This window comes from Nesterenkonia sandarakina (genome assembly GCF_013410215.1).
Taxonomy (GTDB): domain Bacteria; phylum Actinomycetota; class Actinomycetes; order Actinomycetales; family Micrococcaceae; genus Nesterenkonia; species Nesterenkonia sandarakina.
This window is the reverse complement of record NZ_JACCFQ010000001.1, coordinates 1,993,931-2,019,723: the sequence shown is the minus strand read 5'-3', so window position 1 is coordinate 2,019,723 and position 25,793 is coordinate 1,993,931. Positions and strand designations below refer to the sequence as shown.

Sequence of the window (25,793 nt, the reverse complement as noted above, 5' to 3'; positions counted from 1 at the left end):
GCAAGGTTCAAGCTTTACTTGAACCTTAGAGGAAGCGCAATGGCTTCCCCTCTCTGATGTTCTCTTCTGCGCCCAGCCTACGCGCCACACGGGTCTAGCGCGTCACCGGCGCGCTAGGAGTCGAGATGTCGAGGACCTCCACGCCGTCGAACTCTCCCGACGGGGAGCCCAGGATCGCCTCCAAGACGGCAGCCTTCTCCGCTCCGCGCTCGTCATTGCCCCAGACCACGGTGCGTCCATCTTCGAGCTCCAGCTGCACCGAGTCTCGGGACTCCGCGGTGGCCGAGTCCAGAGACTCCCGGGCCCCCTCGGGCAGCTGTCCCAGCACCGAGACGATGCTGCGGAACACCGATTCGTTCTCCAGCGCTGCCTCTGAGGAGATCACCGGGGTGGCGTATCCCTCCGCATCGGGACGCTGAGACTCGTCGAAGGTCCTGATCAGCTCGCCCTGCTGGCTGTAGAACAGGATCTCCTCGCCGACATGGACCTCGGCCACGGGAGGGTGTTCGATCACCATGATCTCCAGGCCCTCGGGCAGCGCGGCGGCGACCATCACCTCATCCACGGCGCGCTCATCGGTGAGCAGGTTCTCCACGTCACCCTGACTCACCTGAGCCAGGGGCGTGCCGTGCAGCGGCGCGAGCAGCTCCTGGGCGCGCTCGTCGGTGAGCAGGTCGTTGTCCTGGACCGTGATCGTGCGCACCACCAGCAGCGGGGAGAAGTACAGCGTGGCGACCACGCCGAGCAGCACCGCCAGACTGATCAGCAGCGTGAGCAGCCGACGACGTCGGCGTCGCCTGCTGCTGACCGAGGCGGGTTCGGGGAAGTCCAGCGGGGACTCATCAGGGAACTCGCGGTGATCGCTGCTCGACTCCCCCTCGGGCTCCTGGTGCGCGGGGGCATCGGTGGGTCGGGCCTGATCCGGTGTGGAATCTTCCCGGGTGGTCGTGGCGCGGTCTGAGGTGGGGCGGGGAACCCGCGGCTTCATCGGCGCTCCGTCAGCTCGGCGAGGATCTCGGCGCCTAGCGCGGTGACGTCGCCGGCACCCAGGGTCATGATCAGATCCCCGGCCCGTGCGGCCGAGGTGACTGTCTGAACGGCCTCGGCTGCGCTGTACACCGGCTGTCCCAGCAGGGCCGCGGTGACGCCTTCGATGGGCTCCTCCCGCGCCGGGTAGATCTCCAGCACCGCCACGGTGTCTGCCGCGGTCAGCGCGGCCCCGAAGTCTTCTGCGAAGGCTGCGGTGCGGCTGAACAGGTGCGGCTGGAAGATCACGTGGACCTGGCCCTGGTCCTCGGTGAGCGAGGCGCGGGCGGCCTGGAGCACGGCGGAGACTTCCGTGGGGTGGTGGGCGTAGTCGTCGTAGACGCGCACCCCGGAGACCTCGCCGCGCAGCTCGAAGCGACGCGAGGTGCCCTGGAAGTGGGCGATGGCCTCGACGCTGGCCTGCAGGGAGAGTCCCGCGCAGCGGCCCACGGCGATCGCGGCCAGGGCGTTGAGCTGGTTGTGCACTCCGGGCACGGCAAGTCGCAGGGAGGCCTGCTCGGCACCCTCAGTGACGGTGCCGCCCTCGCGGGTCACCTCGCTCAGCCGCAGCTGCGCGTCTTCTCGCGTGCCATAGCCGATGATGCGCACACCGCGCGCGCTCAGCGGCTCGCGCACCTTCTCCAGCAGCGCCCGAGCACCGGCGTCGTCGACACAGATGATCAGCGCCCCGCCGTCACTGATCCGGGCGGTGAAGTCCACGAAGACCTGTTCCACCGCCTCCGCGGTGCCGTAGTGGTCCAGATGGTCAGCCTCCACGTTGGTGACCACACCAACCTCCGGGGCATAGTTCAGCAGCGAGCCGTCGGATTCGTCGGCCTCGGCGATGAACCACTCCCCCGTGCCGGCGGCCGCGTTGACCCCGAGCCCGGCGACATTGGCCCCCACGGCGAAGGTCGGAGAGAGCCCTGCCTGATCCAACACCACCGTGGCCATGGAGGAGGTGGTGGTCTTGCCGTGGGTGCCGGCGACGGCGACGGCGCGACGGTCTCGCATCATCGCCGCCAGGCCCTGGGAGCGGTGCAGCACCGGCAGGCCGCGGCGCACCGCCTCGTCGTACTCCGGGTTGCCCTCCGCCGCGATGGAGGAGGCGATCACCGCGGTGATCGGTTCTCCGAGTTCCGCCTCTGCCGAGGCCAGGTTCTCGGCGCGGTATCCCACCGTCACGGCGGCACCCGCCCGGCGGAACTCTTCCAGGACCGGTAGGTCCTTGGCGTCGGTGCCGGAGATGGGCACCCCGTCGGCGGCCATCAGCCGGGCGACGGCGGAGACCCCGACGCCGGCGAGTCCCAGGAAATGCACGTGTCCGAGTCCGGCGGTGGGCGCTGCGGCCCCGGCGGCCGCACCGTGATCTGGTGCGGCAGCGGCGGATTCGGGGGGTGTCCCAGCGGGGGTGGTCTCAGCGGGGCTCATGGGAGGCAGGGTCACTTCTTCTTCTCGGCTTTCTCGATCGGGTGACCCGCTGCGGCCAGGGCCGCCCGGGCCATCCGGTCGTCGGCGTCGGTGATCCCGCGGGATGCGGACTGCGCCTGCATGGTGGCCAGCAGCTGCGGGTCCTCGAGCAGCGGGAGGATGTTGCGCCGGATCCAGGCCTTGTTGAAGTGCTCATCCTTGACCAGCAGCGCGCCGCCGGCGGCGACCAGCTCCCGGGCGTTGAGCTCCTGTTCGCCGTTGCCCACCGGCAGCGGGACGAAGATGGCGGGAAGCCCCACCGCCGCGACCTCGCTCACGGTGGCCGCCCCGGCCCGGGCGATGATCAGGTCCGCCGCGGCGTAGGCCAGCTCCATACCGTCCAGGTACTCCCGCTGGTGGTATCCGGGGTGCTCCAGCAGTGCGCCGTGCTCGCCGATGAGCGCCTTGTCTCGGCCGGTGAGGTGCAGCACCTGGGCTCCGGTGCCCAGCAGGTCGGTCAGCGCGGCCTTGATCGACTCGTTCAGCGAGAGCGCCCCGGAGGATCCCCCGGTGATCACCAGGGTCACCTTCTCCGGGTCCAGGTTCAGGGCTTCGCGTGCCTGTGCCCGCTGCTTCGATCGGTCGAGCTGGGAGATCTCCCGCGCCATCGGCATGCCCACCCATTCGGAGCCCTTGAGCGGGGTGCCCTCGAAGGCGACGCCGGTGAACGCCGCGAAGCGGTGTCCCAGCTTGTTCGCCAGGCCGGGGCGCGCATTGGCCTCGTGGATGACCACCGGGATGCCCAGGCGGCGCGCCGCGACGTACACCGGGGTGCACACGTACCCGCCGACGCCGAGGACCACATCGGCCTGCTCGGCGCGCAGGATCGCCGCGGCGTCACGCACGGCCTGTCCGAAGCGGGAGGGGAAGCGCAGCAGGTCTCGGGAGGGCCGGCGCGGCATCGGGACCTTCTCGATGGTCTGCAGCCGGTACCCGGCCTCTGGGACCAGCCGAGTCTCGAGTCCGGCGGCGGTGCCGATGATGCTCTGGCGGACCTCGGGGTGGATCCGGTCCAGGGCGCGGGCGATGGCCAGCATCGGGCTGACATGACCGGCGGTGCCCCCGCCTGCGAGGACCACGGAGGGTGTGCTCATCTGTGTCTCAAACTCCTGAAGCTGGGAGGACCGGTGCGGCCCTCGGTGCAGGTCTCATACTGTTGCAGGTTTGCGGCGGGAGGTCATCCCGGCTTTCTTCCCGGTCTTCTTCCCTGCCTGGTTCCGTCCCGTTGGCTTGCTCGGGCGGGTTCCGGCGCGGCTTCGCGCGTCGACCCGCTGGGCCTGGGCGAAGTTCATGACCACCCCGACTGCGACCAGGTTCGAGGTCAGCGCGGAGCCGCCGGCGGAGATGAACGGCAGCGGCACCCCGATGACCGGGAGCAGCCCGGTGACCATGGCGAGGTTGATGAAGGTCTGCCCGATGACCCAGGCCATGATGCCCACGGTGGTGATCTTGACCCAGGTCTCGGTGGAGCGTGAGGCCACGCGGAACATCCCCAGGGCCAGGGTGGCGAAGAGCAGCAGGACCGTGAGCGCCCCGAGCAGGCCGAGCTCCTCCCCCAGGATCGTGAAGATGAAGTCGTTCTCCGCCTCAGGGATGTAGTTCCACTTCTGCCGCGACTGGCCCAGCCCGACACCCCAGAAGCCGCCGGAGGCCAGGGCGTAGAGGCCCTGTTCTGACTGATAGCAGAAGTCCTGCGGCAGGCTGCAGGCGTCGTTGAGCCCGAGCCAGGCCTGGATCCGCACGGTGCGGTTGGGGCTCATCAGGGCCAGCGCCACGGCGCCGATGATCCCGGTGGCACCGGCGACGAGGAAGTACCGGGCCTTGGTGCCCGAGACGAAGAGCATCGCGGCCAGGAAGAAGCCGAAGATCAGGGCGGTGCCCAGGTCGCGGCCCCACATGATGAAGGCGAAGACCAGGGCGGCGCCGGGCATCAGGACCGGCACGATGGTGTGCTGCAGCTCGCGCACCTTATGGCCCTTGCGGGCGAGCACCAGCCCGGTCCACAGGCACAGCGCCAGCTTGGCGAGTTCGGAGGGCTGGCCGTTGAGCGGCCCGATCCGGATCCAGTTTCGGTTGCCCTGGACCTCGTAGCCCAGCGGGGTGAGCACCAGTGCCAGGCCGATGATCGCCAGCACCATGGCCGGCCAGGCGAGCTTCTTCAGCCAGCCGCGCGGCATGAAGGCGACGCTGAACATGCCCACCAGACCGATTCCGGCCCACATGGCTTGGCGCATGAACACGCCATAGGCGCCGTCTGGGGTGCCCACCGCCTCGACCGCAGTGGCCGAGAGCACCATCACCAGTCCGAAGATGGTCAGCGCCAGCGCAGAGCCCAGCAGCAGCCAGAAGGTGGTGTAGGGGTTGCCCTCCTCCACGAAGTGCCAGAAGCGCTGGACCCGGTCCTTCCTGGTGGTCTCGCGCTGTGCCTTCCAGCTGCGGCCGGCGGAGCCGTCGGCCCCGGCTCCCGGGGTGGTGCGGGTCGTCTCCGGCGCCGTGCGAGCGGACTCTGGCGTGGTGCGAGCGGCCCCTGCCGCGGTGCGCACGGTGCTGTGCTCACCCCGCGCCGCACGCTGCGAGGGTCGGGTCTGCTGCCGGGGCGAGGTGGGTGTCAGCCCCGCGGGGTGAGGCTCGGTGTGCTCCGGCTCCTGGTCCTCCACTGCGTGGAGCCGGGGCCGGCGCTGTTCGGGAGAGGCTGGGACGCGAGGTCTCCGCTTGTCCATCCAGTCCTCCTCCTGGTGAAGTCCCGCCTCCGGGCTCCACCGCTACGATCAATCGGTCATCAGCTCTGCCACTGCCTCGATGAAGGCCTCACCGCGGGCTGCGTAGGAGGCGAACTGATCCATCGAGGCCGCCGCCGGTGCCATCAGCACCGTGTGATGCGCCGCGGCTGCCTTGGCGGCCTCGGCCACGGCGGTCCGCATCGCGCGGGCCCCGTCTGCACCCGCCAGCGTCGCGTCCAACTCGGTGCGTGACTCATCCTCCCGCAGGCGTCCACCGATCACCGGGACTCCCGGCGCGTGTCGCTGAAGGCTGGATCTCAGCTGGGAGGAGTCCGTGCCGATCAGGATGACGTGACGCAGCCGAGGCGCGATCTCCTGGATCAGCTCGTCGTAGACCACCCCTTTGGGCAGTCCCCCGGCGATCCAGATCACGTCGGTGAAGCTTCGCAGCGAGGCGGCGGCGGCATGCGGGTTGGTGGCCTTGGAATCGTTGATCCAGAGCACGTCATCGGCCTTGGCCACCGGCTGGATCCGGTGGTCCCCGGCCTCATAGTCCCGCACGGCGGCCCGGATGGCTTCGGGGGCCACCCCGGCGGCGCGGGCCAGGGCGGCGGCGGCCAGGGTGTTGGCGACCAGGTGCTGCGGGGCCAGCGGGCCGAAGTCCTCCAGCCCCGCCAGCTCCAGTGCCTGATGCGCCCGGTCGTCCAGGAACGCCCGGTCCACCAGGAGGTCCTCCACGACGCCGAGCATCGACAGGCCCGGGGACCCGGTGGTGAAGCCGATAGCGCGGCATCCCTCCTGGACGTCGGCCTCGGCGACCATGTCAGCGGTGAGCGGCTGGTCTGCGTTGTAGACACACGCCAGCTCGGTGTTCTCGAAGATCTTCGCCTTGGCCGCGCAGTATTCGGCGAAGCTGCCGTGCCAGTCCACATGGTCCTCTGCGATGTTCAGGACCGCTGAGGCCACCGGGGAGAGCAGCTCGGTGTATTCGAGCTGGAAGCTGGAGAGCTCCACCGCCAGGGCGTCGTATCCCTGCGGGTCGCGGATCGCGTCGAGCACCGGCACGCCGATGTTGCCGCAGGCGATGGCACGCTGACCGTCCTTGCGCAGCATCGCCTCCAGCAGGGTCGCCGTGGTCGTCTTCCCGTTGGTCCCGGTCAGGACCAGCCACTTGGGCTCGGTGGCACCGGGACGGGCGCCGAGGCGCCAGGCCAGCTCCACCTCGGAGAGCACCGGGATCTGCGCGGCGCGCGCCTGAGCGATCAGCGCGGAGTCGGGGCGCCACCCCGGGGAGGTGACCAGGATCTCGGGGAGCTCCCCGTCGATCAGCGGCAGCTGACTGAGGTGTTGCTGACCGAGCAGGACGTCTCCGACTCCCACCACGCGCAGCGTCTCGGCCTCACGTCGTTTCTCTTGCGCATCGGTTCCGTCGACGACGACGACGCGCGCGCCCAGCTCGGCGAGGGTGTCCGCGGCGGCGAATCCGGAGACGCCCAGGCCGGTGACCAGCGCGCGCAGTCCCTTCCAGGGGCCGTCCCAGCCGCGCAGCTCGGGCCGGATGCGGGGCTGCCGCGGCGCTGGAAGCGCGTCGGCAGGGGGCTGGGGCGTGCTCACTGGGTGATCACCCATTCCCCGTAGAAGATGGCGAGCCCGATGCCCACCGCCAGGGCGCCGATGATCCAGAAGCGCACCACCACGGTGACCTCGGCCCAGCCCTTGAGCTCGAAGTGGTGCTGCAGCGGGGCCATCAGGAAGACCCGCTTGCCGCCGGAGAGCTTGAAGTAGCCGACCTGGATGATCACCGAGAGGGTGATCAGAACGAAGAGCCCACCCAGGATCACGAAGAGCAGCTGGGTGTGGGTCAGGATCGCGAACCCGGCGAGGGCTCCGCCCAGCGCCAGGGACCCGGTGTCGCCCATGAAGATCTTTGCCGGCGAGGTGTTCCACCACAGGAAGCCGATCAGCGCACCGGTGATGATCGCGGCGATCATCGCCATGTCCATCGGGTCCCGCACCTGGTAGCAGACGCTCTCCACCGCGCTGGACCCGCCGCAGGACTGGTTGAACTGCCAGATCGAGATGATCGTATAGGCCGCGGTCACCATGGCGGTGGCCGCCGTGGCGAGTCCGTCCAGGCCGTCGGTGAGGTTCACCCCGTTGGTGGTCGCGGTGACGATCAGGTTCGCCCAGATCACGAAGAGGATCATGCCGATGACCGGGCCGGCGAAGGCCAGGTCCAGCACGGTCTCACGGACGAAGGAGATGTTCGTCGAGGCCGGGGTCAGCCCGTCGGCGTCCGCGAAGTTCAGCGCCAGCACCGCGAAGAGCACACCGATGGCGCCCTGGCCGGCGATCTTGCGCCAGGGGGTCAGTCCCAGGGACTGCTTCTTGCTGATCTTCGCGAAGTCATCGGCGAAGCCGACGAGTCCCATGCCCACCATCAGCAGCAGGAGCAGCAGCCCGGAGGCGGTGGGTCCGCCGCCGTCGCCGGTCAGGATCATCACCAGGTGGGTGAGCAGATAGGCGGCGACGACGGCCATCATGATGACCGCTCCACCCATGGTGGGGGTGCCGCGCTTCACATGGTGGGTCGTGGGGCCGTCGTCTCGGATGAACTGACCGTATCCTCGCTTCACCAGGAAGCGGATGAACAACGGCGTCCCGACGAGGGTGAGTCCCAGGCCGAGGACGGCACCGATGACTACTGCGATCACAGGGCCCCTTCCTTAGCGGCGATCTTGTCACCCAGGAGTCTAAGCCCTGCGCTGTTGGAGGATTTGAAGAGCACGATGTCCCCGCCGGTGAGCTCCTGCTCGAGGTAGGCCTCGGCCTCCTCGACGGTGGCGACCCAGTGGACCTCCGACCCCCAGCTGCCTTCAGCGATGGCTCCGCGGTAGAGCGGGTAGGCCAGCTCGCCCACCACCAGGGTCTTGTCGATGTTCAGCCGCACCACGGTCTCACCCAGCTGGGTGTGCTTGGGGATCGAGGCGTCGCCGAGCTCGAGCATCGCGCCGAGCACGGCTACCGACCGGCGGGCCGGTCCGCCCGCCCCGGGCCGGGTGAGCATCGCCAGGGTACGCAGCGCCTCCCGCATCGATTCGGGGTTGGCGTTGTAGGCGTCGTTGATCACGGTGACCCCGTCGGCGCGTTCAGTGCGCTCCATCCGCCAGCGGCTGGCCGGACCGAGCCCGTTCAGGCGCGCCGCGATGTCCTGCGGCCGGACGCCGGCGCGCAGCGCGCAGGCGGCTGCGGCGAGGATGTTGGACACGTGATGGGCTCCGGTGAGCCCGGAGACCACGGGAAGGTCTTCTCCGGTCTCGGTGAAGCGCAGCACGAAGCTGGGGTGCCCGGAGGCGTCGAGTCGCAGGTCCGCCGCGCGGACCTGGTCCGGCTGACCCGCAGCATCGGCGTCCTCGGTGGAGTCCCTGGTCGCGGCCGTGTCCGTGGCGGTGGCTGGGGCCGGGGCGGACTCGCCTGCGGTGTCCTCGCTGAACCAGGTGATCGGGGCGTGGGCCTTCGGCGCCATGGCGGCGACCTGGGCGTCGTCGCGGTTGAGCACGATCGCGCCGTCGGGTCCGATCTGCTCGACGAGCTCGGCCTTCACCGCGGCGATCTTGTCCGCGCCGCCGAACTTCCCGGCGTGCGCCGAGCCCACCATCAGCACCGCTCCGATGTCGGGGCGGACCATCTGTGCCAGATCGCGGATGTTCCCGGGCGCGTCGGCGCCCATCTCCACGACCACGAACCGGGTGTCCAGCTCAACGGTGAAGATGGTCAGCGGGACGCCGACCTCACCGTTGTAGGAGCCCTGCGGGGCCACGGTGGGGCCCTCGGGCTCCAGGAGCGACTTCAACAGGTCCTTGGTGGTGGTCTTCCCGGCGGACCCGGTGATCCCGATGACGGTGGTGGTCGAATGCGCGCGCACCCGCTGAAGGATCGCGTGGGCAAGTGCTCCCATGGCGTGCACCACGTCGTCCACGATCACGCTGGGGTGCGGGTCCCCTGCGGGGTCCTGGGTCTCCCGCTGTGCCAGCACCAGGGTCGCGCCCGCGGCGCGGGCGGCGTCGATGAAGTGGTGACCGTCGGTGGTGTCCCCCGGTTTGGCGATGAACAGGGAGTCTGCGCCCATGTTGCGGGAGTCGGTGTCTGCATGGTGCACGCGCACCGCGGACGGGTCCGGGACGCCGTAGAGGGTCCCTGAGGTGATCTCGGCGATCTCCAGGGCAGAGAGTTCAATCATGCCGTGTCGCCTCCTTCCGCTGGGCTGAGTCTGGTGGTCATCGCGAGGTCCGGATCAGGTTCGGTGTCCGGGGCATCGGCCGCTGTGGGGAAGCCGCGCAGCCGCAGCGCACGGGCCAGCTCCACCCGGTCATCGATCGGGTGTCTGGTCCCGGCGAAGTCCTGGTGCACCTCGTGCCCGCGGCCGGCCAGGATGATGGTGTCCTCCGGTCGCGCCACCTCCACAGCGCGCAGGATCGCCTCGCGACGGGGTGAGATCTCTTCCAATGCCGTGGAACCCAGATCCTCGTTCTGAAGGGCCTCGCGCGCCCCTTCCAGGAGTCCAGCGCGGATCTGTGCCGGGTCCTCCCCGTGAGGGTCGTCGTCGCTGATGATCACGTGGTCCGCCATGCGCACCGCGATGGCGCCCATGAGCGGACGCTTGGCGCTGTCCCGCTCCCCCGCGGCACCGATCACCAGGATCGTCTTGCCCTCTGAGGTGCTCGCGGCGGCCTCCAGGGTGCGGATCATCGCGTCGGGGTTGTGGGCGAAGTCGACGATGGCCGCCGGGGCGGTGCCGATCACCTGCATCCGGCCAGGGACGCTGATGGTGAACGGATCGGCCTGCTCCAGCGCGGCCACGATCTCCCTGCGACTGACTCCCAGGCCGGTGCTCTCATCTGCGGTGAGCACCATCACCGCGGCCAGGGCGGCGTTGGCCACGTTGAACCGGCCGGGCAGACCGGTGCGGGAACGGATGCTCTCCCGGGTGTGCCGGTTGTACAGCGTGAAGGCGCTGCCCAGCAGGTGGGGGCGCACCTCGGTGACCGCCCAGTCTGCAGCCGGGTCGGGGGTCTCTGCGGTGGCGAGGGTGACCACGTGCCCGGTCGCGGTCTCAGCCATGCGCCAGCCCCACGGATCATCGACGATGACCACGCTGCTGCGGGTCCGACGGCGGGCGAAGAGCGCCGCTTTGGCCGCGAAGTATTCCTCCATCGAACCATGCAGGTCCAGGTGGTCCTGGGTGAGGTTGGTGAACCCGGCCACGGCGTAGAAGAGCCCGGAGGTGCGCTGGTAGGAGATGGCGTGGGAGGAGACCTCCATCGCGGCGGCGGCGACGCCGGCCTCGCGGAAGAGCGCCATCAGGCTGTGCAGCTGCACCGCCTCGGGGGTGGTCATCTTCGAGGGGATCCGGTCCTCTCCGGAGGCGATCTCGATGGTCCCGATCAGACCGGTGGCGCGCTGGTGGGGTCGCAGCAGCTCATCCAGCAGGGAGCGCAGGAAGTAGGTGGTGGTGGTCTTCCCGTTGGTGCCGGTCACCCCGAAGAGGGCAGGCCCGGAGCTGGCACTGTTGCCATAGATCAGCGCCGCAGAGGGACCCGCGGCTTCACGCACCCGGCGCACCTCGATGACCGGGATGCGGTATCCCACGCGGTCGCGGACCCGCTCGGAGCCGGCGACGTCGGTGAGGATCGCCGCAGCCCCGGCATCAAGCGCGGTCATCACGAAGTCGGCCCCGTGGGCGCGCGAACCGGCCACGGCGACGAAGAGGTCGCCTGGTCCCACGGCCTTGGGGTCCATGGCGGCTCCGGTGAGTCGCACCTCCCCCACGTCGCGGCCCACCGGGGTGACCAGCGGTTCGAAGCCGGTGGCGGTGAGCTCGGCCACGAGCTCCTCCACGCTGGCCCCGACGACTCCTCGTGGTCGGAACACCCGGTCCTGCGCGGCGACGCTCAGCGTCGTCTCTGCCGCGCTCACCAGGGCTGATCCTGGTTCTCGCCTTCGAAGCCGTCGTAGGCCTCGCTCTTTGCCCCCGTGGGCGCCTCGTCATAGCTGCTTAGCACGTAGGACATGATCTCACGGAACGTATCGGTGACCTCCCAATCGCGCCAATATCCCTGCGGGCGGTGCACGGTGACGGCCACCAGGTACTTCGGGTCATCCAGGGGAGCCATGCCGATGAACGACTGGGTGTGCCCGTCGAATCCGCCACCTGCGCCTGCGGCCTCGGCGATGCCGGTCTTGCCCCCGACCCGGTAGCCGGCGACGGCGGCGTCCTGTGCGGTTCCGTAGTCGACCACACCTTCGAACATCCGCAGCATCTCCTCGGAGGTCTGCTCTGAGAAGACCCGCTCGCCCGGGGCGGTCTGTGCCGGGTGTTCGGTGCCGTCGGCGTCGATATAGGCGTCGACCAGGTTCAGCGGGACGCTGACCCCGTCGTTGGCCAGGGCCTGGAAGGTCTGCAGGTTGTGCAGCACCGAGGTGGTGTAGCCCTGGCCGAACTGGGTGGTCAGGTGCTGGCGGGCGTCCCACTCCTCGGGGGGCCGCAGCACCGAGTTCGCCTCGGTCCCCAGACCGATGTCCAGCGGCTCCCCGATGCCGACCTTCTTCATGTAGTCATACCGGACGTCTTCGGGGATCTCTCCGCCGATCATCACGGTGCCGGTGTTGTAGGAGCGCGCGAAGATGCCGGCCGCGGTCATGTCCAGGGTCGGATGCCGGGTGGCGTCGCTGATGGTCTGACCGTCGACCTCATAGCGGTTGTCCACGGTGAAGCCGTCGGTCGGGTTCAGCGTGCCCTCTTCCAGGGCCATGGCGAAGGTGATGGCCTTGCCGGTGGAGCCGGGTTCGAAGTCCTGGGTCAGCGCAAGGGGCCGACGGAAGAGCTCCTCGGTCTCCCCCGGCTCGGCCGGGTCCACGGTCTGCGAATCGGCCATGGCCAGGATGTCACCGTCGGTGAGATCCACCACGGTGGCGTTGGCCCAGGCGGCGTTGTACTGGTTCGACTTCTTCGCGATCGACTCCTGGGCGAACCACTGCAGATCCTGATCGATGGTGAGTCGGATGTCCTGTCCGTCCTCGGCGGGCAGCTCCTCGAAGGTGGCGATCGGGATCCGAACCCCGTCCCCACCGACCTCGAAGATCCGCTCTCCGTCGCTGCCGCTCAGCGCGTCGTCCTGCGCGGCCTCGATGCCTTCCAGCGGGCCGTCGGATCCCATGAATCCGATGATCGAACCGGCCACCGCTCCAGAGGGGTAGCTGCGCTCGGTCACCGGTTCGGCGTAGAGTCCCGGGATGTTCAGGTCCAGGACCTCCTGGCTCTTCGCCGGGGTCAACGATCGGGTCACCACCGAGTAGCGGCTCTCACCGATGATCCGATCGGTGAGCTCCTCGGCGTCGATCTCCAGGACCTCGCTGAGCTCTGCGATGCCGGTCTGCACCGGCACCTCCTCACGCAGTCCGGTGCCCTCGTCCAGCCGGACGAAGTCGTCGACCACCTGCTGATCTGCCACGATGTCGTAGCGATCCACGGAGGTCGCGAGCACCCGGTTCTGGGCGTCGAGGATGTCGCCGCGGTGGGCCGGCAGCGGGACGCTGCGCAGCCGTTCGGACACCGCCGCCTGGGCGTGCCCGGCGGGGTCCAGTCCCTGGACATGGAAGAGCCGGCCTCCGAGCAGGAGCAGCATCACCATGATCATGGTGAGTCCGATGCGCATCCGGAACGAGAGGACCCGTTCTGCGCGTTTCTTCTTCTGAGCGGCTGCCATGGCGTCAGCGTTCTCCCATCACGTCGATCAGTCGAATGAGGGCGCCGGAATGGTCCCGCCGTTGAGTTCAGCGGGGCTGAACTGCTCCTGTGTCCCTGCAGATGTCTGCTCACCATTCTGCCCGCTGGGGGCCTCGATGAGCGTGTTCAACGCGCCTGCTCCGAGAATCCCCGAGGGTGCCCCGGTGACGGTATCGGAGACGTTCAGCGGAGCCGCCGCGTCGTCACCGGGAGCCGACGGCGCGGAGACGAACCCGGTGGGCCGGTCTCCGCTGTCGGCGGGTTCCGCCGTGCCGGTGACGGCGCCGTCGGCGAGGTCCAGGGCCGCCGCCTCGGCAGGCATGACCATACCGAGGCCGACTGCGGCGCTGGAGAGCGACTGCGGCGATTGAAGGTGCTGAACCTCTTCGGTCAGCGCCTGGTTCGACTGCGAGAGGGCACGGTGTTCGTTCTGCAGCTCCACGAGGGTGTACTGCGAATTCGCGACATGGATGTTCACGGCGAGCACGATGGTCAGCGCGAAGGCGAGCAGCGCGATGATCCCGGCGATGAGGCCCTTCTGTCGCTGCCTCAGCTTCGGCAGCGCCCGCAGCATGGGGCTCCCCGAGCGCGCCGAACTCTCGTCCTGGTCGCGTCCGGGCAGCGAGAGCCGGGCCAGTGACCCACGCGCGGCTGGGGCGAGGGGCTGGGCTTCTGCGCTCATGCGGGGTTTCTCCTGGAATCTGTCAGCTTCTGCGCGGCACGCAGCTTTGCGGATGCCGCGCGCGGGTTCTCTGCGATCTCCGCCTCGTCGGGGAGCTCGGCCCCTCGGGTCAGAGAGCTGAACGTAGGTTTGTGCTCTTCGAGCTCGACGGGCAGCCCCTTCGGCGCCGAGGACTTGGTGCGTCCGGCGAAGGCCTGCTTGACGATCCGGTCCTCCAGCGAGTGATAGCTCATCGCCACGACCACACCGCCCGGGGCCACCGCGTCCAGGGCGTGCGGGATGGTTCGACGCAGCACCTCGAGCTCTTCGTTCACCGCGATCCGCAGCGCCTGGAAGGTTCGCTTGGCGGGGTGCCCGCCGGTGCGCTTGGACGCTGCTGGAACCGCCTTGTCCACCACGGCGGCGAGGTCCGCAGTGCTGGTGAAGGGCTGAGTCTCACGCCGGGAGATGATCGATCTGGCGATGCGTCCGGCGAAGCGCTCCTCGCCATACTCGCGCAGGATCCGGGTCAGCTCTGCAGTCTCGACCCGGGCCAGCAGCTCAGCCACCGACTCGTCGGGGGAATCCGCCGAGGCGTCCATCCGCATGTCGAGGGGCGCGTCATAGGAGTAGGCGAACCCGCGGGAGGCCTCGTCGAGCTGCAGGGAGGAGACCCCGAGGTCCAGCAGCACACCGGCCACGCGCTGATCGGAGCCCAGCTCCTCGACGGCGACCTCGTCCACCCGGTCATAGACCGTGTGGATGCCGCGAAAGCGGTCGCCGAATCGGGTGAGGCGCTCTGCCGCGAGCGCGTGGGCCTGCGGGTCTCGGTCCAGCCCGAGCACGAGCACCTCCGGGTCGGACTCGAGCATCGCCTCGGCATGGCCACCCATGCCCAGCGTGGCGTCGATGACCACGGGGCGGTGACCGGCGGCGCGCACAGTGCCGACTCCGAGGGACAGCAGTCTGATGCAGCGATCTCGCATCACCGGCACGTGCCGGTCCGCTGTCTCTCGTTGCGCCATACTGCCTCCGCTGATAGGGAAGGATCCTTGGACCAGCTCCTCCTCCGCTCCGGCCTGCTGCCTGACATCGGGGAAGATAAGTCAGGAATGCGGCCGGGCGGCGGAAGAACTCACCCAAGGATCCCCTGAAGTGTTCGAAGCCGTCTTCACTTGTCGTGCTGTGTTCGTCCCGCGTGTCGGATCGAACGCCCTCGGTGCTCAGAAGAGACCAGGAATGGCTTCCCCATCGGTGGATGAGAACTCCGACTCCTTCGCCTCCAGGTACTCGTTCCAGGCGGTGGTGTCCCAGATCTCGGCGCGGTCTCCCGCTCCGATGACCGTGACATCGCGATCAAGTCCGGCGTATTCCCGAAGCGCGGCGGGGACCGTGATCCTGCCCTGCTTGTCCGGAATCTCGTCTGAGGCTCCGGAGAGGAACACGCGGATGTAATCGCGTGCCTGGCGTGAGGTCAAAGGCGCCTGCCGCATCTGCTGGTGCACGTTCTTGAACTCCTCTGTGCTGAACACATAGATGCAGCGCTCCTGCCCGCGGGTGAGAACCAGGCCGTTGGCCAGCTCCTCGCGATACTTCGCGGGAAGGATCAGACGAGACTTCTCATCCATGCGAGGCGTGTATGTGCCCAGGAACAAGGACACTCACCACCTCACTCGACGAGGAGAATCATTCCTTCTCCCTCTACCGAGCTCCACTTTACCCCACTTCCCCCCACTTGCAACCAAATTCCGAGGTCAGACGCACGGGATTCTCGGCACATCGGCGGCACTGTCCCGCTGACCTGGGAGGATGTCGCTGAGGTGCAGGTGGAGGGCGGTGGGGCGCCTGGTGCGGCACGCGTGTCCAGAGGGGCGCTCTCAGCCGGCTCTGGGCCGGCCGGGCGCGGCGTCACAGGACCTGCCGTGCACCGACTGAACCGGCTGCGAGCACGGGAGAGATCCGCGGAATCACGCGGTTTCTGGGGGTTTCAACGCTCCGGCGGCGGAGGTCCTCGGGGCCGCGCTGGTCAACCCCGCACCGCGGAGGTGGAGACCGCCGTGGTGGGAAGTGGAGACAGCCGTGGTGGGAAGTGGGGGCCCCCGTGGTGGGAAGTGGAGACCGCCGTGGTGGGAAGTGGGGGCCGCCGTGGTGGAAGGAAGTGGGGCGCCGCTGCTGGGCCCTGGGAAGACGGTGCGCAGACATGAGAAAGACCCCTCCGGGGAGGGGCCTTTCGAAGCTGTGTTTCGCGGGTGGAGCTCAGTCCTGCCGGCGTCGTTCTTCCCAACGCTGTTCAAGTCCGGTCATGAAGGAACCCGACGGGCTTGGAGTGGAGCTGCGGGGTCCGCCGCCGCCACCGCCTCCGCCGTTTCCTCCGCCACCGCCGCCGTTGCGGCGAGAGTTCCCGGAGGTGCCCCCGGTGGTGGCGTAGTAGACGCCGGCGCCCATGATCAGGAATCCGATCACCCCGACCGGGATCCACTGGTTGTAGATGCCGAGCAGCAGCACGACGATGCCGAGGACCGCGACCAGTGCTCCGAGCACGATATTGCGCACGTTGAGCTTTCCTGCCGGGGAGTCCTGCATGGAGCTTGCGAAGCTCGGGTCCTCCGACTGCAGCTGTTCTTCCAGCTGCTTGAGCATGCGCTGTTCACGCTCCGACAGTGGCATCGTGAAGCTCCTCGCGATCGTCGTGTGGCGCGTTGGACGGTATAGATACGCCTGGGTGTATAGTCTAGCCGTTTCATCAGCGCAGACCTAGCCCGAAGTCAGCACACGGGTGATCTCTGGGCAGACACTCAGGAAGTCTTCAGTCAGGGGTCCTGCCGGCGGGCCCGGAGCAGCGAGGCCGGCGCGGTCTGGATCTGCGGAAACTTCTTGGCGATGGCGTCGAGCGCGGTCTCAGCCTCGAGCCAGTTGGTCTCGGTCTGATCGAAGCTCAGCTGCAGCGAACCGCCCTCATCCACGAGACGCTCGGCCCGGACTCCCACCAGCCGTACCGGCTGCGGTCGCTCCCCCAGCCGCTGCAGCAGCACCACCAGGCGGTTGTAGATCGTGAGCGCGGAATGTGTGGGATGCGGGAGCGTGGTGGAGCGGGTCAGGGTCTCGAAGTCGCTGTACCTCAGCTTCAGGCTGATCCCCTCGGCGGAGACTCCGGATTCGCGCAGCCTGACGCCGACCCGGTGACTCAGCCGCAGCAGCTCAGCGCGCAGCCGTGCCTCATCCTCGAGGTCCTCGGCGAAGGTCTCCTCGGCGCCGATGGACTTCTCGATCCGATGCGGCTGGACCTCCCGGGCGTCCTCCCCCCAGGCGAGCCTGTGCAGCGCGGTGCCGGTGACCCCGAAGCGTCGGCGCAGAGCCGGCTCCGGAGTCTGCGCCAGCTGGAGCACCGTGGTGATCCCGAAGGCCTTCAGAGATTCCGCGGTCTTGCCTCCCACACCCCACATCGCGGTCACCGGCAGCGAGTGCAGGAACTCGAGCCGGCGGTGCGGGGGCACCAGCAGCAGCCCGTCCGGCTTCGCCCGCGTCGAGGCGATCTTGGCGATGAACTTCCGGTCGGCGATTCCCACCGTGGCCGGCAGATCGAACTCCTCGCGGATCTCGCGGCGGATCTTGCGCCCGATCTCCTCGGGCCCGCCCAATCGGCGCCGGGCCCCGGTGAGATCCAGGAAGGCCTCATCCACGCTCAGCTGCTCCACGGCATCGGTGATGGTGTCGAAGTAGCCCATGATGCGCCGGGAGAGGTCGCGGTAGAGCTCCATATGGGGCGAGATCACCAGAGCCTCGGGGCTGAGCTGGCGAGCCCGGGCCAGCGGCATGGCCGAGCGCACCCCGTCGGCGCGGGCCTGGTAGGACGCCGAGAGCACCACGGAACGTCCGGAGTCCTGCGCCACGATGATCTTGCGTCCGCGCAGCTCGGGTCGGCTGAGCAGCTCGACCTCCACGTAATAGGCGTCCATATCCACATGCGCAAGCACGCGCGGATGAGCCGGTGGAGACGGTGCCATACCGATAGGCTATCCGCCATGAAGCGCGAAGAATTCATCAGCGAGGTCAACGCGAGGTGCGCCGGCTTCCTCCAGGCGCGCCACGCCGAGGTCAATGCCGTCTCCGAGCACGCCGTCCCCCTGGTGAACGCGCTGACGTCCCTGACCCGAGGCGGGAAGAAGATGCGCCCCGCGCTGGCGCGTCTGGGCTGGCAGGCTGCTGACGGGCGCGGCGACGCCGTCGTCGAACTGGGCGTCGCCCTGGAGCTGTTCCAGGCCGCGGCGCTGGTCCACGATGACGTGATCGACCGATCAGCGACCCGGCGCGGTCTTCCCAGCGCGCACATCCGCTTCGAGCAGATGCATCGCGAGTCCGGGTTCAGCCGGGACGCCGCACACTTCGGCACCTCCGGGGCGATCCTCTCCGGGGACCTCTCCCTGGCCTGGGCCTCGGAGGCCTTCTTCCATGCCCAGTGCACCGCCATGCAGGATGGGCTGACCAGCAGCCCGCTCGCCGCGCGGACCTTCCACCGGATGCACACCGAGGTGATCACCGGGCAGTACCTCGACGTGCTGGAGGAGGTGCGCATCCCGGCCGAGACCGAGGCCGAGGCGGTGCTCCGCGCCCGTGGGGTGCTGCGCTATAAGGCGGCGAAGTACTCCACCGAGTACCCGGTGGTCCTCGGCGCCGCGCTGGCCGGCGGCTCCGACGAGCTGTGCCGCGCCTTCGCCGCCGCGGCGCTGCCTGTCGGGGAGGCCTTCCAGCTGCGTGACGATCTCCTGGGTGTCTTCGGTGACCCGGAGACCACCGGCAAACCGGTCGGCGACGATCTGCGTGAGGGCAAGCGCACCGAGCTGATCGCCTACGGACTGTTCCGATCCTCCGCGACCGCTTCCCGTGAGCTGGCTCAGATGCTGGGCGATCCAGGGCTGAGCGAGACACAGGTGGAGCGGGCCCGCGCCATCCTCGTGGAATCAGGCGCCCTGGCCGAGGTGGAGCGCAGCATCGAGGCCCTCACCGAGGACAGCGTCGCCTGCACCCAGGACCTGATCGACCTCGGCGTCTCCGCGGAGGTCCTCGAGGAGTTCGACCAGCTGCGCGGCCACCTGGTGCTGCGCACGGTCTGACTCCGACGTCGCGCCGGAGGCTCCCTGGACTGGGCAGGTTCGATACCCTGAAGCGGTGAGCCAAGAACAGACTGACCCGTGGATCGGATCCAGGATCGATGACCGCTATGTGATCGAAGAGCGCATCGCGCGCGGCGGCATGTCCACGGTCTACCGAGCCCAGGACCAGCGACTGGGTCGCGAGGTCGCGCTGAAGGTGCTCTTCCCGCATATGGCCGAGGACCGCAAGGTCGTGGACCGCTTCGAGCAGGAGGCACGGAACTCCGCGCTGATCGCCCACCCCAATGTGGTCCAGGTGCTCGATCAGGGTCAGGCACGGGAGACCGCCTACCTGGTGATGGAATACGTCCCTGGAGCCACGCTGCGCACGCTTCTGAAGCAGGGAGCGATGACGCCTCGGCTGGCGCTGACCTACATGGACGCGATCCTGCAGGGCCTGGCCGCGGCGCACCGTGCCGGCCTGGTCCACCGAGACATCAAGCCCGAGAACGTGCTGGTCTCCCACGACGGGAGGATCAAGCTCGCGGATCTGGGGCTGGCCCGCGCCGCGACGCATCACTCCGGGACCTCCACCTTGATGGGGACCGTGGCGTATATCTCTCCCGAGCTGCTCTCCGGGGAGGGTGCGGACGAGCGCGCTGACATCTACGCGATCGGCATCCTGCTCTATGAGATGCTCACCGGCGTGCAGCCCTTCACCGGAGACTCCCCCGTGCGGGTGGCCTATCAGCATGTGAACTCCACGGTGCCGGTCCCCTCGGCGCAGGTCGCAGGTCTGGCGGCCGAGCTTGATGACCTGGTCAGCATCGCGACCCGCCCGGAGGTGGCGCTGCGGCCGAAGAACGCCGATGAGCTGCTGAAGATGCTGCGTGAGACCCGGGGGCTGCTCAGCGACGCCGAGCTTGACTTCGACGGCGCGCTCACCGGCTCCGCGACACGGCCGATTCCCGGAGCGGGTGCGGCCGCCGGTGCCACCGCTCAGTCCGGCCAGCGGCACACCACGATGCTGCCCGGAGACTCCGAGGAGCCCTTCCTTCAGACCCAGACGCAGCAGGGTCCGGCCCAGCCGCCAGGGTCCGAGCGGCACCCGCAGCCCGGCGATCCGCAGCCCTGGGATGAAGACATCGAAGCGGCCCTGGGCAATGCGCGGACCACGCACCTGGAATCGGGGCACCGTGATGCTGGGCACTCCCGGCAGGCCAGCCTGGCAGAAGAGGACCGCCAGCTGGTCACCGAGGTGCCCACCACCGGTCTGCAGCTGCGCCCGCCCCGGCTCAGCGTCCCGGAGCCGGCCACCGGCGTCCAACCAGCCGTCGGCAGCCGCTCGCCGGTAGAACGGGTCCGCACCGAGAAGCGCGAGCGGCAGCGTCCCACGGTGGAGCTCATCGGCCCGACCGCGACCAGGGCCTGGCTGATGATTGCCGGAATCATGATCGGCGGGGCGCTGCTGGTGCTCTTCGCCGGATGGATCGGCGGCAGCAGCGCACTGATCCCCAGCCTCGGAGGCTGAGGCTCAGCTGACCGGCCGCAGTCCGCGTGAGGAGGCTATTTGACCGTGGTCAGGGACTCAGCGACCAGGAACGCCAGCTCCAGGGACTGCTTGTGGTTCAGCCTCGGGTCCACCAGGGACTCGTAGCGCTGGTCGAAGGCCGACTCGTCGATCACGTCAGAGCCGCCGAGGCACTCCGCGACGTCGTCGCCGGTCATCTCCACATGCAGCCCGCCCGGGTAGGTGCCCAAGGAGCGGTGGACCTCGAAGAAGCCGCGGACCTCATCGAGGATGTCGTCGAAGCGTCGGGTCTTGTAGCCGTTGTCGGCGGTGATGGTGTTCCCGTGCATCGGGTCGGTCACCCAGACCACCTTCGCCCCGGCGTCGCTCACAGCGCGGACCAGCGGCGGGAGCTTCTCCCGCACGTTGGCGGCCCCCATCCGCACGATGAAGGTCAGGCGACCGGGCTCGCGCTCGGGGTCGAGCTTCTCGATGATCTCCAGGACGGTCTCCGGGGTGGTGGTGGGGCCCAGTTTGACCCCGACCGGGTTCTGCACCCGAGAGAGGTAGTCCATGTGGGCGCCGTCGAGCTCCCGGGTCCGCTCGCCGATCCAGACGAAATGGCCGCTGGTCACGTAGGGCTTGCCGGTGCGGGAGTCGATGCGGGTCAGCGCCCGCTCGTAGTCCAGAAGCAGCGCCTCGTGGGCGGCGTAGAACTCGGTGCGCTTGAGTCCCTCGAAGTCAGCCCCGCAGGCCTCCATGAAGCGCACTGCACGGTCGATCTCCCCCGCGAGCCGTTCGTAGCGGGCGTGGGCAGGGTTCTGCATGAACCCCTTGTTCCACTGCTGGACCGCTCGCAGGTCGGCGAAGCCGCCCTCGGTGAAGGCCCGCACCAGGTTCAGCGTGGCCGCAGACTTGTGGTACGCCTTGACCATCCGCTTGGGATCCGGGACGCGGGACTCTTCGGTGAAGTCGAAGCCGTTGACGATCTCGCCACGGAAGGTCGGCAGGGTGACGCCGTCGCGGGTCTCCACATCGGAGGAGCGTGGCTTGGCGTACTGACCGGCCATGCGGCCCATCTTGACCACCGGCAGGGACGCACCATAGGTGAGCACCACGGCCATCTGCAGGATGGTCTTGACCTTCGCGCTGATCTTATCGGCGGTGACTCCGTCGAAGGTCTCGGCGCAGTCGCCGCCCTGAAGCAGGAACGCCTCGCCGTTGGCGACCTTGGCCAGGCGTCGCTTGAGCTTGTCGACCTCGCCGGCGAAGACCAGCGGCGGATGCGCGGAGAGCTCCGCGTAGGCGGAGTCGAAGTCTTCGTGGCCGCGCCAGTCCGGCTGCTGGCTCAGCGGCAGGGAACGCCACTCGTCCAGTCCCGGATAGTCTGCCGCGCCCACATGGAGGATCTCTCCGGGAGCGGTCAGCGGGGCATCAGATCGGGCTTCTGGCGTGTTAGTCACCTGTTCAGGGTAGTCCGCCGCGCCCTGGCCCGCCTAATGGCGGTGCGGGCGTCCATTATGCGAAACACCAGGAGCCCGGGGCGCGGTGCGCCGTCGGGCTCCTGGTGCTTCTGGGGCTCCTGAACTCCCCGGTCAGCGTGGCGGACCGGTGGATGTTCAGGCCTTCTTGGCTGCGGCCTCCGTGTAGAGCGCCTCGACCTCTGCGGCGAAGTCCTTCATCACCAGCGGCCGCTTGATCTTCATGGACGGCGTGAGGTGCCCGGACTCGATGGTGAAGTCGGTGTGCAGCAGCCGGAAGTCACGGATCGATTCGGCGCGGGAGACGGACTCGTTGGCCCGGTCCACCACCGTCTGGACGTGGGTGAGGATGGTCTCGTGCTGCGCCAGCTCGGAGATCGGGGTCTTCGGATCCATGCCCTTGCGCTGCAGCCACTGCGGCAGGGTCTCCTCATCCAGGGTGATCAGCGCGGCCACGAAGGGACGGTTGTCCCCGACCACCACGGCCTGGGAGATGATCGCATCGGCGCGCATCAGGTCTTCGAGCTGGGCCGGCGAGACGTTCTTCCCGGCCGCGGTGACCAGGATCTCCTTCTTGCGCCCGGTGATGGTCAGGCAGCCATCGGAGTCCAGGGTGCCGACGTCGCCGGTGTGGAACCAGCCGTCGCTGGTGAAGATCTCCTCGTTGAGCTCCGGCCGGTTGTGGTAGCCGCGGAAGACGCAGACCCCGCGGCCCAGGATCTCACCATCCTCGGCGATCTTCACCGCACAGCCTGGGAGCGGGGCGCCCACAGTGCCGATCTTGCTCAGCTCGGGGGTGTTCACGGTCAGCGGCGCCGTGGTCTCGGTGAGCCCGTAGCCCTCGAGGATCTGGACACCCACGCCGTAGAAGAAGTGGCCCAGCCGCTCCCCCAGCGGTGAGCCGCCGGAGACTGCATGGGCGACCTGTCCGCCCATCCGGGCGCGCAGCTTGGAGTAGACCAGCTTGTCGAAGACCGCGTGCTTCAGCCCCAGGGTGAATGGGACCTTGCCATCCTGCTTGGCGCGGGACCAGGCGATGGCGGTGTTCGCGGCCTTCTCGAAGATCGTCCCCTTCCCGTCGCCCTCCGCCTTGAGCATCGCGGCGTTGTAGATCTTCTCGAAGACTCGCGGCACCGCCAGCAGGAAGGTCGGCTCAAAGGTGCCGAGGTCGTCCACGAGCTCCTTGATGTCTGAGGTGTGCCCCACCCGGGAGCCGCCGGCGACGGCAAGCACCGAGATGAAGCGTGCGAACACGTGGGCCAGCGGGATGAACATCACCGTGGAGGCGTCCTTGTTGACCACCGTTCCCAGCGAGGAGCCCAGCGCCTGGAGGGAGAGCTCGGTGAAGTTGGCGTGGGTCAGTTCGCAGCCCTTGGGCCGCCCGGTGGTCCCGGAGGTGTAGATGATGGTCGCCAGGTCGGCGCCCACGGCGACCCCGCGCCGCGCCTCGACCTGCTCCTCGGTCACATCAGCGCCCTTGGCGCGCAGCTGATCCAGCCCGGAGCCCTCGATGGTGTAGACATCGCCGAGGCCGGTCAGGTTCTCCTGGGCGACGGCGCGCTCGACGATCTTCTGATGCCCCGGAGTCTCGGCGACGAGCAGCTTCACGCTGGCGTCTTCGATGATCCAGGCCACCTGGGAGGGCGAGGAGGTCTCGTAGACGGGAACGGTGACGGCCCCGGCGTAGAAGATCGCGAAGTCCAGCAGCGTCCACTCGTACCGGGTGGGGGCCATGATCGCGACCCGGTCACCGACCTCGATGCCGGAGCCGATGATGCCCTTGGCCAGCTGCACCACCTGGTCTCGGAACTCGGCGGCGCTGACATCGGTCCACTGTCCCGGACTGAGCTGACGGCCGAAGAGGATGTTCTTCGGGTCTGCAGCGACCTGCCGCTCCAGCAGGTCAGTGATGTTCAGCTCGGCGGGGACCTCGACTGCGGGCGGTGTTGCGAATTCCTTCACGGGGACTCCTCCATCATGTGTGCCATCTCACATCATGGTCTCACAGCCCGTTACTGAACGGTAGCTGGATGTTTCGTGTCTTTGTCGGCGGACCGCTCAGACCTGTGCGCCGTCCCCGGATCCGGAGCGGTTGCGCGGCATCTGCAGGAACAGGATGACCAGACCCGCGAGCACCACTCCGATCAGCGCCGGTACGGTCCAGCTGGGGGTGTTCAGCGGGAGGAAGGGCACGATGATCAGCGCCAGGATCGCGCCGATGCTCAGCACCGCACCGAGCACCACGGCTGGCTTCGCGCCGGCCAGCGGGTTCTTCGGGTTCGGGGGCTCGAAGTCATCGATCTCTTCCAGCACGGAGTCGTCCACGCTGTGATCCCGGGGCCCCTGTCCGGGGCCGGGAAGTGGTCGCGAACGCCCCTCTCGGCCGAAGACTCTGCTGGGTTCATCGTCGCGATAGGTGCTCATGGCGCCTTCCTCTCAAGGGTCTCGGCGGCGAGGTGCCGTCGGTGCAGAAAACTGATCAGCTGCTCGTGGATGGTCTCCGCCTCGTGGTCCAGCGTCGCCACGTGCTGGCTGCGGGTGAGCTCGACGATCTCGAGCTGGTCCGCGCGGAGCAGCCGAGAGAGCGTCTCGGCCGAGGACGGCGGCAGGACGTTGTCCACCGATGAGCGGAAGAGCAGCGCCGGGGTCCCCCGGCGGGCGAGCTCAGGGAGCTCGCGGCGGACCTGCGCGAAGAGCCGATCCAGCTCCACGACGGCGCGCAGCGGAGTCTGCGCGTAGGCCTCCTCCACCACGTCGGGCTTGGCGATGTCCCCGGCGATGCTGGCCACCGAGGGACGGATCCGGCCCATGGCCCAGGCTTTGGGACCGGTCAGCGGGGCCAGCCGGAGTCCGGGATTGATCACCGAGACCGCCTCCACCCGCCGATGAGCCGCCACATGCAGCGCCAGCGATCCCCCCATGGAGAGCCCCACGGTGGCCACTCGGGGGCAGCGAGCGGCGAGCCGGTCATAGCTGGCCAGTGCGGCCCGCATGATCTCGCGTCGCGAAGTCGTGGCCAGCTGTTCCCAGCTTGTACCGTGACCGGGCAGCAGCGGCAGATCCACCGTGAAGCCGGCGCCCTGCAGGGCATCGGCGAGCGCGCGCATCGAGGCGGGCGTGGAGGTGAATCCGTGAAAGACCGAAACTCCGAAGCCGGACATGTCCATTCCTCTACTGTATTGCCTCTACAGTGGTCACGAAGCTCAGCCCCCTGAAAGGACCCCCTCACACCGTGTCGTTCTATAGCGTCGCCAAGAACTTCGTCGTGGCCCCGGTGGTCAACACGGTGTTCCGCCCCTGGGTCCGCGGTCTGCACAACATTCCCAGCGAGGGTCCCGCGATCCTCGCCTCGAACCACCTGTCCTTCTCCGATTCGGTGTTCATGCCGGTGAAGGTGCCCCGGCAGGTGCACTTCATGGCGAAGGACGACTACTGGAGCAGACAGGGCGCCTCCGGGTGGGTGATGCGGAAGTTCTTCGACCTCTCCGGGCAGATCCCGATGGACCGCTCCGGCGGGAAGGCGAGCCAGCATTCGCTCAACGCCGGAGAGCAGGCGCTGCGCGACGGCGGGGTGCTGGGCATCTACCCGGAAGGCACCCGCAGCCCCGACGGTCGGCTCTATCGCGGCAAGCTCGGCATCGCGCGGCTGGCCCTGAACACCCAGGCCCCGGTGATCCCGATCGCGCTGATCGGCACCGACAAGGTGCAGCCGATCGGGAAGAACATCCCCCGGCTGGGCCGGGTGGGGATGATCGTCGGTGAGCCGATGACCTTCGAGTCCTACTACGCCAATGCCGAGGATCGCTTCGCCCAGCGTGCCGTCGCGGATGAGATCATGTACCGGATCATGCGGCTCTCCGGACAGGAGTACGTCGACGTCTACGCCTCTGACGTCAAGCGGGCGCTGGAGGCGGAGAAGTCCGAGGCCAGGGCGGCACGCAAGTCGCTGCGCCAGGACCATCGTCACCGCGCCAAGGACCCCGAGACCCCGTAGCCGATGGTCCCGCGGGCAGGGATCGGCGAGCTTCCCCGAGGGGGCCTGCCTGCAG

The 25,793-nt window shown here is 68.6% G+C and carries 21 protein-coding genes; 3 read left to right on the top strand and 18 right to left on the bottom strand.

Going from position 1 to position 25,793, the window contains the following annotated elements; all coding sequences use genetic code 11:
- Positions 1-94 precede the first annotated feature (94 nt).
- The 14 genes from HNR11_RS09330 to dinB form a co-directional block, all read right to left on the bottom strand.
- Positions 95-988, bottom strand: coding sequence for a cell division protein FtsQ/DivIB (locus HNR11_RS09330; RefSeq protein ID WP_179442059.1), 894 nt, complete (start codon positions 986-988; stop codon positions 95-97).
- Entirely contained in the window at positions 985-2,457 is a 1,473-nt protein-coding gene (murC, locus tag HNR11_RS09325) for a UDP-N-acetylmuramate--L-alanine ligase (protein ID WP_179442058.1), read from the bottom strand. Before murC ends, HNR11_RS09330 begins: the two co-directional genes overlap by 4 nt.
- An 11-nt stretch (positions 2,458-2,468) precedes the next feature.
- A complete protein-coding gene (murG, locus tag HNR11_RS09320; RefSeq protein WP_179442057.1) occupies positions 2,469-3,590 on the bottom strand; it encodes an undecaprenyldiphospho-muramoylpentapeptide beta-N-acetylglucosaminyltransferase in 1,122 nt (373 codons plus the stop codon).
- A 54-nt stretch (positions 3,591-3,644) separates the two neighbouring features.
- The gene (locus tag HNR11_RS09315) at positions 3,645-5,216 is read right to left on the bottom strand and encodes an FtsW/RodA/SpoVE family cell cycle protein (RefSeq protein WP_179442056.1); all 1,572 of its coding nucleotides are present in this window, start codon (positions 5,214-5,216) and stop codon (positions 3,645-3,647) included.
- Positions 5,217-5,264: 48 nt separating this feature from the next.
- A complete protein-coding gene (gene murD / locus HNR11_RS09310) occupies positions 5,265-6,845 on the bottom strand; it encodes a UDP-N-acetylmuramoyl-L-alanine--D-glutamate ligase (RefSeq protein WP_179442055.1) in 1,581 nt (526 codons plus the stop codon).
- Positions 6,827-7,930, bottom strand: a complete 1,104-nt coding sequence (gene mraY / locus HNR11_RS09305; protein WP_058888724.1) for a phospho-N-acetylmuramoyl-pentapeptide-transferase — start codon at positions 7,928-7,930, stop codon at positions 6,827-6,829. The genes murD and mraY overlap by 19 nt, the downstream gene beginning before the upstream one ends.
- Complete coding sequence (locus HNR11_RS09300; protein ID WP_179442054.1) at positions 7,927-9,456, bottom strand: UDP-N-acetylmuramoyl-tripeptide--D-alanyl-D-alanine ligase; 1,530 nt, start codon at positions 9,454-9,456, stop codon at positions 7,927-7,929. Before HNR11_RS09300 ends, mraY begins: the two co-directional genes overlap by 4 nt.
- Entirely contained in the window at positions 9,453-11,192 is a 1,740-nt protein-coding gene (locus HNR11_RS09295; protein ID WP_179442053.1) for a UDP-N-acetylmuramyl-tripeptide synthetase, read from the bottom strand. Before HNR11_RS09295 ends, HNR11_RS09300 begins: the two co-directional genes overlap by 4 nt.
- Positions 11,189-12,982: a peptidoglycan D,D-transpeptidase FtsI family protein gene (locus tag HNR11_RS09290; protein WP_179442052.1), complete on the bottom strand. Its 1,794-nt coding sequence runs from the start codon at positions 12,980-12,982 to the stop codon at positions 11,189-11,191. Before HNR11_RS09290 ends, HNR11_RS09295 begins: the two co-directional genes overlap by 4 nt.
- Positions 12,983-13,009: 27 nt before the next feature.
- A complete protein-coding gene (gene ftsL, locus HNR11_RS09285; protein ID WP_179442051.1) occupies positions 13,010-13,684 on the bottom strand; it encodes a cell division protein FtsL in 675 nt (224 codons plus the stop codon).
- The gene (rsmH, locus tag HNR11_RS09280; RefSeq protein WP_179442050.1) at positions 13,681-14,688 is read right to left on the bottom strand and encodes a 16S rRNA (cytosine(1402)-N(4))-methyltransferase RsmH; all 1,008 of its coding nucleotides are present in this window, start codon (positions 14,686-14,688) and stop codon (positions 13,681-13,683) included. The genes ftsL and rsmH overlap by 4 nt, the downstream gene beginning before the upstream one ends.
- Before the next feature lie 198 nt (positions 14,689-14,886).
- Complete coding sequence (gene mraZ, locus HNR11_RS09275; RefSeq protein ID WP_058888882.1) at positions 14,887-15,318, bottom strand: division/cell wall cluster transcriptional repressor MraZ; 432 nt, start codon at positions 15,316-15,318, stop codon at positions 14,887-14,889.
- Positions 15,319-15,919: 601 nt separating this feature from the next.
- Positions 15,920-16,330 (bottom strand): DUF3040 domain-containing protein, encoded by a 411-nt coding sequence (locus tag HNR11_RS09270; RefSeq protein ID WP_058888719.1) that lies wholly within the window; start codon positions 16,328-16,330, stop codon positions 15,920-15,922.
- 143 nt (positions 16,331-16,473) lie between these two features.
- Complete coding sequence (gene dinB / locus HNR11_RS09265) at positions 16,474-17,667, bottom strand: DNA polymerase IV (protein ID WP_179442049.1); 1,194 nt, start codon at positions 17,665-17,667, stop codon at positions 16,474-16,476.
- A gap of 18 nt (positions 17,668-17,685) precedes the next feature.
- Here dinB and HNR11_RS09260 point away from each other — a divergent pair, with 18 nt between their 5' ends.
- Together HNR11_RS09260 and HNR11_RS13885 are read left to right on the top strand one after the other, a co-directional pair.
- Positions 17,686-18,774: a polyprenyl synthetase family protein gene (locus tag HNR11_RS09260; protein WP_179442048.1), complete on the top strand. Its 1,089-nt coding sequence runs from the start codon at positions 17,686-17,688 to the stop codon at positions 18,772-18,774.
- A 55-nt stretch (positions 18,775-18,829) separates the two neighbouring features.
- The gene (locus HNR11_RS13885; RefSeq protein ID WP_343050636.1) at positions 18,830-20,284 is read left to right on the top strand and encodes a protein kinase domain-containing protein; all 1,455 of its coding nucleotides are present in this window, start codon (positions 18,830-18,832) and stop codon (positions 20,282-20,284) included.
- 35 nt (positions 20,285-20,319) lie between these two features.
- Here the strand turns inward: HNR11_RS13885 and HNR11_RS09250 are convergent, their stop codons facing one another.
- From HNR11_RS09250 to HNR11_RS09235, 4 genes are all read right to left on the bottom strand, one after another.
- Positions 20,320-21,690, bottom strand: coding sequence for a class II 3-deoxy-7-phosphoheptulonate synthase (locus tag HNR11_RS09250; protein ID WP_179442952.1), 1,371 nt, complete (start codon positions 21,688-21,690; stop codon positions 20,320-20,322).
- Positions 21,691-21,882: 192 nt separating this feature from the next.
- Positions 21,883-23,706 carry an AMP-binding protein gene (locus HNR11_RS09245; RefSeq protein ID WP_179442047.1) on the bottom strand — a complete coding sequence of 608 codons (1,824 nt, stop codon included), beginning with the start codon at positions 23,704-23,706 and terminating at the stop codon, positions 21,883-21,885.
- A gap of 96 nt (positions 23,707-23,802) precedes the next feature.
- Positions 23,803-24,168 carry a hypothetical protein gene (locus tag HNR11_RS09240; RefSeq protein WP_179442046.1) on the bottom strand — a complete coding sequence of 122 codons (366 nt, stop codon included), beginning with the start codon at positions 24,166-24,168 and terminating at the stop codon, positions 23,803-23,805.
- Positions 24,165-24,905 carry an alpha/beta hydrolase gene (locus HNR11_RS09235; RefSeq protein WP_179442045.1) on the bottom strand — a complete coding sequence of 247 codons (741 nt, stop codon included), beginning with the start codon at positions 24,903-24,905 and terminating at the stop codon, positions 24,165-24,167. Before HNR11_RS09235 ends, HNR11_RS09240 begins: the two co-directional genes overlap by 4 nt.
- A gap of 71 nt (positions 24,906-24,976) precedes the next feature.
- On the opposite strand from HNR11_RS09235, the gene HNR11_RS09230 reads away from it, so the two are divergent.
- A complete protein-coding gene (locus HNR11_RS09230) occupies positions 24,977-25,738 on the top strand; it encodes a 1-acyl-sn-glycerol-3-phosphate acyltransferase (protein WP_179442044.1) in 762 nt (253 codons plus the stop codon).
- The last annotated feature ends 55 nt before the right edge of the window (positions 25,739-25,793 follow it).

Bases quoted from the DNA above. Each gene is read 5' to 3' on its own strand.
- HNR11_RS09330 (WP_179442059.1), bottom strand. From the start codon at position 988: ATGAAGCCGCGGGTTCCCCGCCCCACCTCAGACCGCGCCACGACCACC.
- murC (WP_179442058.1), bottom strand. From the start codon at position 2,457: ATGAGCCCCGCTGAGACCACCCCCGCTGGGACACCCCCCGAATCCGCC.
- murG (WP_179442057.1), bottom strand. From the start codon at position 3,590: ATGAGCACACCCTCCGTGGTCCTCGCAGGCGGGGGCACCGCCGGTCAT.
- HNR11_RS09315 (WP_179442056.1), bottom strand. From the start codon at position 5,216: ATGGACAAGCGGAGACCTCGCGTCCCAGCCTCTCCCGAACAGCGCCGG.
- murD (WP_179442055.1), bottom strand. From the start codon at position 6,845: ATGGGTGATCACCCAGTGAGCACGCCCCAGCCCCCTGCCGACGCGCTT.
- HNR11_RS09300 (WP_179442054.1), bottom strand. From the start codon at position 9,456: ATGATTGAACTCTCTGCCCTGGAGATCGCCGAGATCACCTCAGGGACC.
- HNR11_RS09290 (WP_179442052.1), bottom strand. From the start codon at position 12,982: ATGGCAGCCGCTCAGAAGAAGAAACGCGCAGAACGGGTCCTCTCGTTC.
- ftsL (WP_179442051.1), bottom strand. From the start codon at position 13,684: ATGAGCGCAGAAGCCCAGCCCCTCGCCCCAGCCGCGCGTGGGTCACTG.
- rsmH (WP_179442050.1), bottom strand. From the start codon at position 14,688: ATGGCGCAACGAGAGACAGCGGACCGGCACGTGCCGGTGATGCGAGAT.
- HNR11_RS09270 (WP_058888719.1), bottom strand. From the start codon at position 16,330: ATGCCACTGTCGGAGCGTGAACAGCGCATGCTCAAGCAGCTGGAAGAA.
- dinB (WP_179442049.1), bottom strand. From the start codon at position 17,667: ATGGCACCGTCTCCACCGGCTCATCCGCGCGTGCTTGCGCATGTGGAT.
- HNR11_RS09260 (WP_179442048.1), top strand. From the start codon at position 17,686: ATGAAGCGCGAAGAATTCATCAGCGAGGTCAACGCGAGGTGCGCCGGC.
- HNR11_RS09240 (WP_179442046.1), bottom strand. From the start codon at position 24,168: ATGAGCACCTATCGCGACGATGAACCCAGCAGAGTCTTCGGCCGAGAG.
- HNR11_RS09235 (WP_179442045.1), bottom strand. From the start codon at position 24,905: ATGTCCGGCTTCGGAGTTTCGGTCTTTCACGGATTCACCTCCACGCCC.